This is a genomic window from Halomonas sp. AOP25-F1-15 (assembly GCF_052378675.1).
GTDB lineage: Bacteria > Pseudomonadota > Gammaproteobacteria > Pseudomonadales > Halomonadaceae > Vreelandella > Vreelandella casei.
The window spans coordinates 275,420-288,162 of the sequence record NZ_JBQSXV010000005.1 but is presented as its reverse complement, the minus strand read 5'-3'; the positions used below and the strand labels follow the sequence as shown (position 1 = coordinate 288,162).

General features: G+C 53.0%; 11 protein-coding genes. 3 read left to right on the top strand and 8 right to left on the bottom strand.

The window, feature by feature from the left end; all coding sequences use genetic code 11:
* Nucleotides 1-35: 35 nt before the first annotated feature.
* The 4 genes from ACT3TF_RS11905 to metH form a co-directional block, all read right to left on the bottom strand.
* Entirely contained in the window at nucleotides 36-617 is a 582-nt protein-coding gene (locus tag ACT3TF_RS11905; RefSeq protein WP_096280018.1) for a DUF934 domain-containing protein, read from the bottom strand.
* Nucleotides 607-2,262 (bottom strand): nitrite/sulfite reductase, encoded by a 1,656-nt coding sequence (locus ACT3TF_RS11900; RefSeq protein ID WP_193063177.1) that lies wholly within the window; start codon nucleotides 2,260-2,262, stop codon nucleotides 607-609. The genes ACT3TF_RS11905 and ACT3TF_RS11900 overlap by 11 nt, the downstream gene beginning before the upstream one ends.
* A gap of 121 nt (nucleotides 2,263-2,383) precedes the next feature.
* Entirely contained in the window at nucleotides 2,384-3,715 is a 1,332-nt protein-coding gene (locus ACT3TF_RS11895; protein ID WP_441683653.1) for an MATE family efflux transporter, read from the bottom strand.
* Nucleotides 3,716-3,724: 9 nt separating this feature from the next.
* The gene (gene metH / locus ACT3TF_RS11890; protein WP_444672267.1) at nucleotides 3,725-7,420 is read right to left on the bottom strand and encodes a methionine synthase; all 3,696 of its coding nucleotides are present in this window, start codon (nucleotides 7,418-7,420) and stop codon (nucleotides 3,725-3,727) included.
* A 307-nt stretch (nucleotides 7,421-7,727) separates the two neighbouring features.
* Between metH and nfuA the strand changes: the two genes are divergently transcribed.
* A complete protein-coding gene (gene nfuA, locus ACT3TF_RS11885; RefSeq protein ID WP_441683657.1) occupies nucleotides 7,728-8,351 on the top strand; it encodes a Fe-S biogenesis protein NfuA in 624 nt (207 codons plus the stop codon).
* Between the two features lie 117 nt (nucleotides 8,352-8,468).
* Here the strand turns inward: nfuA and ACT3TF_RS11880 are convergent, their stop codons facing one another.
* The gene (locus ACT3TF_RS11880; RefSeq protein ID WP_444672265.1) at nucleotides 8,469-9,518 is read right to left on the bottom strand and encodes a DNA-binding protein; all 1,050 of its coding nucleotides are present in this window, start codon (nucleotides 9,516-9,518) and stop codon (nucleotides 8,469-8,471) included.
* A gap of 213 nt (nucleotides 9,519-9,731) precedes the next feature.
* Between ACT3TF_RS11880 and ACT3TF_RS11875 the strand changes: the two genes are divergently transcribed.
* Together ACT3TF_RS11875 and ACT3TF_RS11870 are read left to right on the top strand one after the other, a co-directional pair.
* Nucleotides 9,732-10,943: a tyrosine-type recombinase/integrase gene (locus tag ACT3TF_RS11875; protein ID WP_444672264.1), complete on the top strand. Its 1,212-nt coding sequence runs from the start codon at nucleotides 9,732-9,734 to the stop codon at nucleotides 10,941-10,943.
* A gap of 44 nt (nucleotides 10,944-10,987) precedes the next feature.
* Nucleotides 10,988-11,404, top strand: coding sequence for a SufE family protein (locus ACT3TF_RS11870; RefSeq protein ID WP_444672263.1), 417 nt, complete (start codon nucleotides 10,988-10,990; stop codon nucleotides 11,402-11,404).
* Between the two features lie 16 nt (nucleotides 11,405-11,420).
* Here ACT3TF_RS11870 and yidD read toward each other — a convergent pair whose 3' ends face one another.
* From yidD to ACT3TF_RS11855, 3 genes are read right to left on the bottom strand one after another with little or no spacing between them, the layout of a single operon-like run.
* Nucleotides 11,421-11,738 carry a membrane protein insertion efficiency factor YidD gene (gene yidD, locus ACT3TF_RS11865; RefSeq protein ID WP_193063180.1) on the bottom strand — a complete coding sequence of 106 codons (318 nt, stop codon included), beginning with the start codon at nucleotides 11,736-11,738 and terminating at the stop codon, nucleotides 11,421-11,423.
* Between the two features lie 2 nt (nucleotides 11,739-11,740).
* Nucleotides 11,741-12,217, bottom strand: coding sequence for a phosphoribosyl-AMP cyclohydrolase (gene hisI, locus ACT3TF_RS11860; RefSeq protein ID WP_444625442.1), 477 nt, complete (start codon nucleotides 12,215-12,217; stop codon nucleotides 11,741-11,743).
* Nucleotides 12,218-12,241: 24 nt separating this feature from the next.
* Nucleotides 12,242-12,685, bottom strand: coding sequence for a Fur family transcriptional regulator (locus ACT3TF_RS11855; RefSeq protein ID WP_096280037.1), 444 nt, complete (start codon nucleotides 12,683-12,685; stop codon nucleotides 12,242-12,244).
* Nucleotides 12,686-12,743: the final 58 nt, after the last annotated feature.

Here is a 12,743-nt window from a genome sequence, read left to right as displayed (position 1 = left end):
AAAGGCGCTGGGCCTTTGCCGGCTGATACTCAATGTTACTTGCTGGCAACTAAGCGGCGTTCAAACAACGCCTGGCGCTCTTCAACATCCGTTTGATAACGAACGCTAAAAGCATTCAGCGCACGCAAGGCATCTTCTGGATGCTGGTCGTCGCGCAGGGCCATTGACGTAAAGCCACAGCGGCGCATGTAGTCCAATTGATCAACCAAGACATCGCCGACGGCACGCACTTCACCTGCGTAGTGAAAGCGCTCACGCAGCAATCGAGCGACCGTGTAGCCGCGCCCGTCGGTAAAGGCAGGAAAATCAATCGCAATGGCCGCCACACTGCCGATCTGCTCACTCAGCGCGGGGGTTAATTCGGTATCACTGGTAAGCAGCGGCGCCAGTTCAGCATCTTCTTGATTCGCTTGCCATAGCGCCAGCGGTACAAACGCAGGGCGCTGTTCAGGCAAGGTATCGGTGTCATAGGAGACGCACCAGGCGTTCTCGGCCGCTAGCTCGCCATTCACAATTAAATGATCAGCGTGCACCGGCGTCTGCTCTAGCACCTCCGCCTCATCATTGAGCGCGTCTGTCGTTGGGGTGCTTTTATTTGGCATGCTCTTATTTGGCATAAACATGCTCCTTGAAGGGTTTTAGGCCAATACGACGGTAAGTATCTAAGAAGCGCTCGTCTTCATGGCGCTGGTCCACATAGACCGCCAATACTTTTTCGACCACGTCAGGTACATCTTGGCGGAAGAATGAAGGGCCCAAAATTTTTCCCAGCGAGGCATCGTCGGTAGAGTTACCGCCAATCGATATCTGATAGTACTCTTCACCCTTTTTATCGACGCCCAAAATACCGATATGGCCGACATGGTGATGCCCGCAGGCATTCATGCAGCCAGATATATTCAGATCCAGAGGGCCAAGGTCATACAAGAAATCCAGGTCTTCAAAACGTTCCTGCAGCGCTTGTGCGATAGGAATAGACACTGCGTTGGCTAAGCTGCAGTAGTCGCCGCCTGGGCAGCAAATAATATCGTTGAGCGTTCCTACCGTAGGGTTCGCCATGCCGAGCGCGTCTAGCTCTTGCCAAAGCGCCTGCATTTCATCGACAGGAACATCGGACAGCACTAAGTTCTGTTCATGCGTCACGCGCACTTCGCCAAAGCTGTAGCGGTCAGCCAAATCTGCGACGGCTTCCATCTGATCAGCGGTGACGTCACCCGGGGCATGCTCTCGGCGTTTAAGCGACAACGTCACCGCTTTATAACCAGCCACCTTGTGATTAGTGACGTTGTTGGTCACAAAGCGCGCAAAACTGCGATTATCCGCGCGCAGGCGATCAAAATCTTCAGTGGCTGAGGCGGCTACTGGACGGCGATCAGGCTCAGGGAAGTGGTCTTTAGCGGCGTCGACAGCGGCTTGATTAAGCGTTTGGGGGCCGTCTTTTAAGTGCGCCCACTCTTCATCTACCCGGCGGCGGAATTCATCAATCCCAAGCGCTTTAACGAGAATTTTGATCCGCGCTTTGAACTTGTTGTCGCGCCGGCCGAACTGATTGTAAACCCGTACACAGGCTTCCAGATACGTCAGCAAGTGCTGCCAAGGCAGGTCTTCACGCACTACGTCAGCAATCATGGGCGTTCGGCCTAAGCCGCCACCGGCCAATACTTTAATGCGCAGTTCACCCTCGGCGTTGTACCAAAAGCGCAGACCAATATCATGCACTTGAATCGCTGCGCGGTCTTGCGCTGCACCGCTAACCGCGATTTTAAACTTACGGGGCAAATAAGCGAATTCGGGGTGCAGGGTAGACCACTGGCGGATTAGTTCGCACCAGGCGCGCGGATCTTCCACTTCATCATTGGCGATACCCGCGAACTGATCGCTGGTCGTGTTACGAATGCAGTTGCCGCTCGTTTGAATCGCGTGCATCTGAACCTTGGCGAGATCGGCCAAGATATCCGGCACATCTTCGAGAGCCGGCCAGTTCAGCTGTAAATTTTGACGCGTGGTAAAATGGCCGTAGCCACGGTCATAGCGGCGAGTAATCTCAGCCAGGGCACGCAGCTGATGGCCAGCCAGCATGCCATAGGGAATTGCAATGCGCAGCATTGGCGCATGCCGTTGAATATAAAGGCCGTTTTGCAACCGTAACGGACGGAACTCTTCTTCGCCCAAACGCCCAGCGCGATAGCGTTCCATTTGGTCGCGAAACTGAGCGACACGCTCATCAACCAGCGTTTGGTCGTGAATATCATAACGGTACATGTGGCACGATCCTGCTAAAAAGCGAAATGGTCACGTTGAGACGGGGGTTAGCGTAGTACCACCTTAACGCGGGCGTCATATTCTACAAAAGAATATATAATTATCTTTTTAGTTCTAAAAGCTATTTAAAATCCATTGAGGCCCAGCGACGGCGCTGCCAGACCCACACAAATCCGATCGAGTTAACCAGCCGGTATAATAACTGCACCAGCCATACACCCAATAGGCCATGTCCTAAGCCAATACCAACCCACCAGGCCAGCGGTAGAAAAAACAACCACTGCATACCCAGGGTTAGAATCATGACAGTACGTTGAGCGCCAGCGCCCATTAACGCCTGAGCAAGCACCAGCGCCGCCGCATCCATAACGATCATCACACCGGTTAGCTGAAGCGGCACGGCGCCCATTGCGATGAGTTCTGGGCTGCTAAAGAAGGCGCTAAGTATCTTTTCAGGCATTAGCAGCATAGGCAGCGCCAACAATAACAGCAGCAACCAGGCCACGCGAAGCGCATCCAGACCCCACTGATGCGCTTCGCGCTGGGCATCTCGCCCTAGGGCTTCGCCCACTAAGCTCATCGCAGCAACGCCGATGCCGACACCCGGTAAAATCAGCAGGAGCGATAGATTAATTAGGACATGCCCAACGGCAACGCTAGCGGTGCCTAGCTGACTTAATAGCCAGAATAAAACGGCATAGCCCGCAGCGAACCAAAGCTGCTGGATAGAATGCGGTATGGCTAATGCGAGCGTTGAGCGTAGCGTGGCGAAGCTAGGCAGACATGTCAAAAAATGCGTATTGAATGCACTTTTCAAGCTAATCCGGCTCCACACTACCAAGCCGACAAAAAGCGATAGGGTCGTGCCTGCACCGGCACCGCTGGCCCCCATTTGCGGCAGGCCGGCAACGCCGTAGATCAGGCCCGCACTCGCGACGACATTCAGCAGGTGCACCGCCACAATAATCTGCAAATAAAGCTGCGTCTGCTGGCGACCATTCCAGTAGCCACGAAAACATAGCGTTAGCGCAATGGCCGGTAACGAGATGACCCGCCAACGGAAGTAGTTAACGGCAACCTCATGTACATCCAGCGCCGAGGTGATAAAGCCAATTAAAAGAGGCGCCTGCCACCATGCCAATATCGATAGCGGAAGCGTCACAGCAGCGCCTATCATTAACCCTGACTGCAGCGGATGGTAGCGTTCTGTGGCAGATACGTCGGCGCGCTGAGCCGTCTGTGACTGCACGCTAGAGGAGAGGCCAAAGACAACAGCGGTGAGCATAAACATCGCGTAGCCGCCAACGCCAACACCGGCCAATGCGACTTCACCCAGCCGTCCTACAAGCGCCGCGTCGATCAAGTTGAGCACGCTTTGTGACAGCATGCCCAACATAATCGGCAGGGCTAGGCGAATTACCTTACCGTGACGGCGAGTGACAAACAGACCCATCGATGCCAATCAGCTTGGGTCGTAGGAAAGCACCGGTGAAAGCCAGCGCTCCATCTCCTCAAGCGGCATGGGCTTACGGGCAGCGATTGCCTCAACCTGGTCACGGGTGATTTTGCCGGTCGAGAAATACTTGGACTGCGGATGAGCAAAGTACCAGCCCGCAACAGCGGCAGCAGGCCACATAGCAAAGCTTTCAGTTAATGCTAGGCCGGTATTCTCAGTCGCATTGAGCATTCTAAACAGCGTGGCTTTCTCAGTATGGTCAGGGCAGGCCGGGTAGCCGGGAGCAGGGCGAATACCCTGGTATTTCTCAGCAATTAACGCATCGTTATCTAACACTTCTTCTGGCACATAGCCCCAGAACTCCTTACGTACACGCTCATGCATACGTTCGGCAAAAGCTTCTGCGAGTCGATCCGTTAATGCCTGGACCATAATCGCGTTATAGTCGTCACCCGCCGCCCCATAGGCTTTAGACAGCTCATCGACACCGTGGCCGGCGGTCACCGCGAAGCCGCCAATCCAGTCGGCTTTGCCGCTTTCCTTGGGGGCGATAAAGTCAGCCAAGCTGTAGCAAATGCCGTCGCGGCCTTTTGTGGTTTGCTGGCGAATATGATGGAGGCGCTCAACGACCTCGCTGCGCGACTCGTCGGCATAAACCTCAATCACGTCATCGTCAACGCTATTGGCAGGCCAAAGCCCGATAACGCCCCGTGCCTGCACGCGCTTTTCATCGATTAGCTTGCGCAACATGCTTTTCGCGTCTTCAAACAGGTTACGAGCAGCTTCACCAACAACGTCATCATTGAGAATCTTGGGATACTTACCCGCGAGCTGCCAGCTCATGAAGAAGGGCGTCCAGTCGATAAACGCTACAAGCTCTTCGAGATCATAGTTATCGAATGTTTTTAATCCGACCATCGTGGGTTGAGCGGGCGTATGGTTGCTCCAGTCAGTGCGAAAGCGTCGCTTGCGTGCTTGGGTATAATCGAGGTCTGCCGCTTTAGGGCGGCGCTTAGCGTTACGCTCACGAACTTTTTCATACTCTTCGCGAATTTCAGCCACATAGGTGGGCTTTTGAGCAGAAGAGAGCAGCCGCCCCGCGACGCCTACTGCGCGCGAGGCATCGGTGACATAAATGACCGGGTGCTCATATTGAGGCTCAATTTTGACCGCTGTGTGGGCCTTAGATGTCGTTGCACCACCAATCAGCAGCGGTAAATCCATGCCGCGTCGCTGCATTTCTTTAGCCACACTAACCATTTCATCCAGCGACGGCGTAATGAGACCGGAAAGGCCGATAATATCGGCGTTATGATCTTTCGCTGCCTGCAAAATTTTATCGGCGGGCACCATCACGCCAAGATCAATCACTTCGTAGTTATTACACTGCAGCACCACGCCGACAATGTTTTTGCCAATATCGTGAACATCGCCTTTTACCGTCGCCATCACGATCTTGCCTTTGGCTTTCACCTTTTCGCTTTTTTCGGCTTCAATAAAAGGAATCAGATAAGCCACTGCCTGCTTCATCACCCGCGCGGACTTAACGACCTGGGGCAAAAACATTTTCCCGTCGCCGAAGAGGTCGCCAACGACATTCATACCGTCCATTAACGGACCTTCGATGACTTCGATAGGGCGCTCGGCCTGACTACGAGCTTCTTCAGCATCGCCTTCTATATAAACCGTAATACCTTTCACAAGCGCGTGTTCAATACGCTTATTGACCGGCCAGCTACGCCATTCAAGGTCTTCTTTTTTGGGCCCGCCGCTACCGTCCCCTTTAAACTTATCGGCAATATCGAGCAGGCGCTCAGTACCGTCGCTGCGGCGGTTTAACACCACATCTTCAACCGCATCGCGCAGCTCTGCAGGCAAGTCGTCGTAAACGGCTAGCTGGCCCGCATTGACGATGCCCATGCTGAGACCCGCGCGGATCGCATGATAGAGAAACGCCGAGTGAATCGCTTCGCGCACCGCATTATTGCCGCGAAACGAGAACGAGACGTTGGAAACGCCGCCTGAAATCATGGCGTGGGGCAGGTTGTCACGAATCCATTGAGTAGCTTCAATAAAGTCGACCGCGTAGTTATTGTGCTCTTCAATACCTGTCGCGATCGCAAAAATATTAGGATCAAAAATAATGTCTTCAGCAGGGAAGCCAATCTCATCCACCAGTAAACGATAGGCACGCTGACAAATTTCCGTTTTACGCGCAAAAGTATCCGCCTGGCCTTCTTCATCAAAGGCCATTACCACGATAGCAGCGCCAAAACGCCGGCATTTGGTCGCCTGTTCGCGGAAGGCGGCCTCTCCCTCTTTTAATGAAATGGAGTTAACGACCGCCTTGCCTTGGACGCACTTCAGGCCTGCTTCGATGATCTCCCACTTGGAGGAGTCGATCATAATAGGCACACGGGCGATATCGGGTTCACCGGCAATTAGATTAAGAAAGCGCTCCATGGCTTCCTTAGATTCAAGCATGCCCTCGTCCATGTTGATATCAATCACCTGAGCGCCGTTCTCTACCTGCTCAAGGGCGACTTCTAACGCCGTGGTAAAATCTTCTTCAACAATCAACCGCTTAAAACGTGCCGAACCGGTGACGTTAGTACGCTCGCCAACGTTAACGAATAACGAGTCGGCTTGAATATTGAACGGCTCAAGCCCTGATAAACGGCAGGCATGGCTAAGCTCGGGAACAACGCGGGGCGCCATATGGCGTACGGAGTCGGCAATGGCGCGAATATGGTCTGGCGTTGAACCGCAGCAGCCGCCAATGATGTTGACCATGCCGCTGGCAGCGAACTCACTGACAATCTCAGACATCTCCTCAGCCGTCTGATCATACTCGCCAAACTCGTTGGGAAGCCCAGCATTGGGGTGCGCCGAAACGAAGGTATCGGCCTTCTTGGAGAGTTCCTCCACATAAGGGCGCAGCTCCTCAGCACCTAGCGCGCAGTTTAGTCCTACGGAAAGCGGCTGAGCGTGGCGCACCGAGTTCCAAAACGCTTCGGTGGTTTGGCCCGAAAGCGTGCGCCCAGAGGCGTCTGTGATGGTGCCCGAAATCATCACTGGCAGTCTTTCACCACGATCATCGAATAGCTCTTCGAGCGCATAAATGGCCGCTTTTGCGTTGAGTGTATCGAAGATCGTTTCGATCATAATCAGGTCAGCGCCGCCGGCAATAAGTGCTTCAGCAGCCTCATAGTAATTTTCGCGCAGCGCATCAAAGGTTACGTTGCGCTTGGCGGGATCATTAACATCTGGCGATAGAGAAGCCGTGCGCGACGTAGGGCCTAGCACGCCAGCAACATAGCGGGGCACGCCGGTTTCAGCCGCGACCGCATCGCAGACCTGGCGCGCCAGGCGTGCCGATTCGTAGTTAAGCTCTACGACCAGCGCTTCCATACCGTAATCAGATTGTGACAGCTGGGTACTGTTGAACGTATTGGTCTCAATAATATCAGCACCGGCCTCAAGATAGTCGCGATGAATTCGCGTGACTAAATCGGGGCAGGTGAGCGCTAGTAAATCGTTATTGCCTTTGAGATCCGAGGGCCAATCGCTGAATCGTTCTCCACGAAAATCTTCCTCACTCAGCGAGGCATTCTGCAGCATGGTACCCATGCCGCCGTCCAGAATCAGGATGCGTTGGGTAAGGCGCTGCGTGAGGGTTGCGATCAAAGCACTATCAGCCATGGCAGGGGGAATTCTCCAGCGTCACAGTCGTCAAAGGGGATGTTGTTATCGTCGGAAAAGCAGCATCAGTGGTTAAGCGGCGCATAATGATAACAAAAGGCAGTACAAAAGGCCCCTCTAGGAGCCGCCAGACAATGCCGGTGGGACAGACAGGTGATCATCTACCGACAAAAGTAGTCTTTTAAATAGCCTACTAAATTACTCGGGATTGTGTCAGAGCGGTGTTTTGCTTACCATAGTAACAAATGACATGTGAAGTGGTTCAGTCATTAGGCTTAGCCACTACCACGGGAGGAAGACACCCCTCATGACCACGACTAGCGAAAAAAACACCAGCGTCGATACTCAAGGTATCGATATCACTGATAGTGCTCAGGAATATCTCTCCGAGTTGCTTGAAAAGCAAAACGTAGAAGGTATTGCAGTACGCATCTTCATTACCCAGCCGGGCACGCCGTACGCGGAAACCTGCCTGGCTTACTGCCGCCCCGGTGAAGAAGAACCCACCGATGTCACGCTGGAACTCGCGAAAATAAACGTTTTTCTCGATAAGAACAGCCTGGCCTTTCTGGAAGAGGCGGTCGTCGATTTTAACGCGGACCGCATGGGCGGCCAGCTGACGATCAAAGCACCGAACGCCAAAATGCCCAAGGTTAACGCAGATAGTCCGCTTGAAGACCGTATTAACTACGTTCTTTACAGCGAGATTAATCCCGGCCTGGCAGCACACGGTGGTGAGATAAAGTTAATAGAGCTAACCGAGCAGCAATACGCGGTCTTAGCTTTCGGCGGCGGCTGCCAGGGCTGCTCAGCGGTTGATTTAACGCTGAAAGATGGGGTGGAGAAAACCTTGATGGAGCGCATTCCGGAGCTTGCCGGCATCCGCGACGTCACCGACCACTCTGATACCACCAACGCCTATTATCAGTAATATGGCAGCAATAGGCTGAAGCCGCTGTCATTGATTTATTGATAATCTATCGTTGTTGAGCAAAACACCCAGCCCCTGTGCTGGGTGTTTTCGTGAGCATGGGAGCAAAATGGCCTATCAGCGTTCTGGTAACCCTGATTGAGGCGTTTTATCAGCAAGCGATGCTGGCAACTCCGTTAGTTGTTGCTGTAACGCCTCCATCCGGCTCCAAAGCTTTTCTTGCCACTCTTGTTGGAGCACGGCCTCGTTCTGCGCATGCTGCTGGGCCTGCTGCTTTAGTGCTGTTTGAGCCTGGTTTAGCTGCTCCGTTAACGCTTGGTGCTGCTTCGTTAGCGTGGTGATTTGCTGCTCATGCTCGCTCACCTGCTGTTCTCGCTCACCGGCATCTAGCTGCGTTTGGTGAAGGGCCTGCTGCTTAACGTTTAATTCTTCGCTTAGCGCCTCTATACGTTGCTGGCTCTGAGCAAGGCGTTTTTGAAACGCCTTTTCCTCCTGGGTACGTGTTTGCTGTGCCGCATCTAGCATCGCCATAAGCCTGTCCTCAGCGGCTTCGTGGCGCTGCTCTTCTTGTCCAAGACGCTGCTCTGCGGCTGAACGCTGCTGGTTAAGCTCGTCCGCCTGAGCATGCGCATTCTCTTCTGCCTGCACCACCAATTGCTGATGCGCTTGTTTTAGCTGAACGCCTTCACCTCGCGCCGCTTGGGCTAGCTGTTGCCAGTGATGCTCGTTTGTCTGACTGGCCGCCAACTCACGATTGAGCGCTTCCATGCGCTGCTCAACGTGACGTAGATGTTCTGCGAGGGCGCTTTCACGCTGCTCGGCATCCGCCGCTTGTCGACCGGCTTCTTGTTCTGCCTGCTGCGCGGCCTCTACCTGTCGGTTGGCTTCTTCGCGGTAATGCACTAGCGCTTGATTTGCGGCTTCTTGAGCTTCTTGCCATAGCTGACTAGCCGCCGTCACCACAGCTTCGGGTACGCCCTTGGGCGGGGGAACATCGCGATTTTGTTCGCGCTCGTTGCGCCATAGCCTGAAGTGCTCACTAATTGTCGTAAAGCTACCCGTGCCTAAGACATCGCGGATGCGCTGTACGCTGGGATTGTCGCCACGCGTCAGCAGCACATCTATGGCTTGCTGCACATCGCTGTACTGAATGCCGTTGCGGGCCATCGAGCTTTCCTTTTTAGCTAAATTCGTATTCCTATTGTCGTGATAATTTACATAAAAGGCAATTATTACATATTACATTTTACGTAATATTATTTATTTATCGGTGTATAAATTCAAGATTACACGTATTATCTTGAATTTATACACCGATAGATGCAGACTTTGCCCATAGTCATCTAGCAATTGCATAGCCAAAGAGAAGGGGATTATTCAATGCCAGATAGACAGCCTCTTGCCGAAGCAGAATTTATAACGCTTAACAAAGTGTTAACAGCTGAGCCTGCTGGCGGCAGGATTGCTGCTAAAAATGATGCCCAGGCAGTCATGGCATGGCTTAAGGAATACGAAGATAGCAGCCAAACGTTTAAGGCGTATCGGCGTGAATCTGAGCGGCTATTGCTTTGGTTAAGCAGCCAAGGGCTCACGCTGCCTGATATAAATCGTGAAACGCTACATCGTTTTGAAGCATTTCTTGCCGATCCTCAGCCCAGCGAACAGTGGGTTGGCCCTTCAAAGCCACGCGTGCACCCAGCATGGCGCCCGTTTCGCGGCCCGCTATCACCACCTAGCCGGCGCCAGAGTTTAGTCATACTGCAAGGAATGTTTAGCTGGCTGGTGGAAGCAGGCTGGGTTAGCCATAACCCGTTTCGCTTGATGCGCGACAAATCAAGACGCTTGAACAATCAGACCCCGCGCATTGAGCGCTATTTGGAAAGCGAGCTATGGGCGTGGCTATGGCACTGGCTGAACATACCGTTAGAGAACGGCAAAAATAGCCGCATTCATTTTGAACAGGCAAGACAAAAGTTCATATTTGGCTTTGCCTATTTACTTGCACCACGCATTAGTGAAATGGCCGATGCCCGCATGGGTGATTTTCAACGCAGCGAAGGGCGCTGGTGGTGGTCCGTGGTGGGTAAAGGCAACAAAGTAGCGCGCATCCCGCTACCTGATGACATGCGGGCATGCCTGCACCAATGGCGCCAAGCGATTGGCTTGCCTGAGCAGACTAGCGAGCTGGAAGCTGTAGCACCGGTGCTGCGCTCACTGGATGGGCAACGCGGCCTTGGCCACAACCAGCTTTATCGCCTGATTCGCGCCACGTTCCAAAAGGCGGCGGATGCGCTTGAAGATCAAGGTGGCGAGCCTGTGCACGTTGCCGCACTGCGCCGGGCGACACCACACTGGTTACGACATACCTCTATCACTCACCAAGCCCAGTCAGGTATTAGCCTAAGGCATTTAGCGGAAAGCGCCCGCCACGCTCGCTTAGAAACAACCTCACGCTATTTGCATAGTGAAGACAACGAGTGGCATCGCGAGCAGCAACGGCATCGATTACCGCACCCGCACGGTAATTCAGATACCAATGACTCCCTCAAGCCGCCGCTGAGTCGTTATAATAAGCAGGTTGATAATCTCTAAATGAGAGCATTTAAGCAGGCAATCCCTATTTAGAAGGACATACCATGAGCACTTCCAGCGCCGAGTTGGCCCAGCAAGAGCTGATTGAAGATTTCGAGATATTCGATAATTGGATGGATCGCTATCAATACATTATCGATATGGGCAAGCAGCTAACTGACTTCCCTGATGAATGGAAAATCGAGGAGCTTAAAATACAAGGCTGCCAGTCAAATGTATGGATGCGCCATGAAGAGCAGGGCGATAAGCTGATTTTCAAAGCAACGTCGGATGCCGCCATTGTCTCTGGCCTTATTGCGATACTGCTGCGCATTTACAGTGAACGAACGGCGGCTGAAATTCGCGCTACTGAGCCTCACTTTTTGGCCGACTTAGGGTTGGATAAACATCTTTCGCCCACGCGCAGCAATGGCTTGCACTCCATGCTAGAAAGAATTTATCTGGTTGCGCAGCAAAAATAGCTGTAAGAAGAATTGCTTAGCGGGGAGGGTGCTCACAGCATGAGTCATCGTCCTCGCGGCAAAGTTGCTCACTTCGCCCCCCAGGAACAGGGTCCATGCCGCCTGCGTGGCCAGGATGGCATTTAACGATACGCTTAATTGCCATCCAGCCGCCGGCAAGGGGGCCGTGCACCTGAATAGCCTCAATTGTGTAAGATGAGCAGCTAGGCCAGAAACGGCAGCGAGGGCCTAGTAGCGGGCTAAGCGTATACTGATAGACTCTCACCAAGCCAATCATTACTTTCATTAACGCCCAGCGCGGGCCTGATCGCAGTGCTGATTTCCAGCTTGCCATTGCTAAGACTCGTGTTTTTTACCGTACAGTTGATCAGGGTCAATTAACGGCGTACTGGTAATTACGGCCTGATTTTTATCTATCGCAATATAGAAGCAGCTGCGACGACCGGTGTGGCAGGCAGGCCCCGTTTGATCGACGTACAGAAGGAGTGTGTCAGCATCGCAATCCAGTGCTGCGGATACTAACTGCTGCTGCTGACCCGATGACTCGCCTTTACGCCACAGTGTTTGCCGCGAGCGCGAGAAATAACAAACGCGATGAGTCGAGAGCGTCTCCTCTAATGCCGCGCGATTCATCCAGGCCATCATCAATACTTCTTTTGAATCATGCTGCTGCGCAATGGCAGGAATCAAACCATCAGTATTGAATTTGACAGCGGCGAGGAGGGCGGCAACAGAAGGTAGGCTATCGTCAGGTGACGCTCCCTCTAACTGCTTAAAGAGAGTATTTGGCGCAACCTGATCAAAACGGGACATTGAATATACTCACTAGCAATTCGATTAAGAAGTGGCTCGACAGCGCTGACAAAGCCCCTGTAGTTCAATAGTTTGGCGCTCGATCTTAAAGCCTTGCCGCTGAGCAAGCGCGACGAGCTGCTCGCTGATTTCATCTAAATGCAGCTCTTCGACATAGCCACATTGACGACAGATCAGCAGTTGAAAACCGTGAGCATGCTCAGGACAGGCACAGGCTACGTAGGCATTCAAAGATTCAATGCGGTGGACAAGCCCCTGATCAATCAAGAACTCCAAGGCACGATAAACCGTCGGCGGTCGAGCCGCGGCATGCTCAGTGGAAAGCTTATCAAGCAAATCATAAGCTTTCAGCCCACCGCCATTTTCAGCAATTAACTCCAATACTCGCCGACGAATGGGAGTAAATCGCACGCCACGGATATGGCACTGAGATTCAGCCTGCTGCAGTAATGTATTCGCTTGGGTCATGGGCAACTCAGTGAACGCTGACAGCGCAAATTTCGACTAGAACCTAATGTTTATAGAC

Coding starts and splice junctions, on each gene's coding strand:
- ACT3TF_RS11905 (WP_096280018.1), bottom strand. CDS start 617: ATGCCAAATAAGAGCATGCCAAATAAAAGCACCCCAACGACAGACGCG.
- ACT3TF_RS11900 (WP_193063177.1), bottom strand. CDS start 2,262: ATGTACCGTTATGATATTCACGACCAAACGCTGGTTGATGAGCGTGTC.
- ACT3TF_RS11895 (WP_441683653.1), bottom strand. CDS start 3,715: ATGGGTCTGTTTGTCACTCGCCGTCACGGTAAGGTAATTCGCCTAGCC.
- metH (WP_444672267.1), bottom strand. CDS start 7,420: ATGGCTGATAGTGCTTTGATCGCAACCCTCACGCAGCGCCTTACCCAA.
- nfuA (WP_441683657.1), top strand. CDS start 7,728: ATGACCACGACTAGCGAAAAAAACACCAGCGTCGATACTCAAGGTATC.
- ACT3TF_RS11880 (WP_444672265.1), bottom strand. CDS start 9,518: ATGGCCCGCAACGGCATTCAGTACAGCGATGTGCAGCAAGCCATAGAT.
- ACT3TF_RS11875 (WP_444672264.1), top strand. CDS start 9,732: ATGCCAGATAGACAGCCTCTTGCCGAAGCAGAATTTATAACGCTTAAC.
- ACT3TF_RS11870 (WP_444672263.1), top strand. CDS start 10,988: ATGAGCACTTCCAGCGCCGAGTTGGCCCAGCAAGAGCTGATTGAAGAT.
- yidD (WP_193063180.1), bottom strand. CDS start 11,738: ATGGCAAGCTGGAAATCAGCACTGCGATCAGGCCCGCGCTGGGCGTTA.
- hisI (WP_444625442.1), bottom strand. CDS start 12,217: ATGTCCCGTTTTGATCAGGTTGCGCCAAATACTCTCTTTAAGCAGTTA.
- ACT3TF_RS11855 (WP_096280037.1), bottom strand. CDS start 12,685: ATGACCCAAGCGAATACATTACTGCAGCAGGCTGAATCTCAGTGCCAT.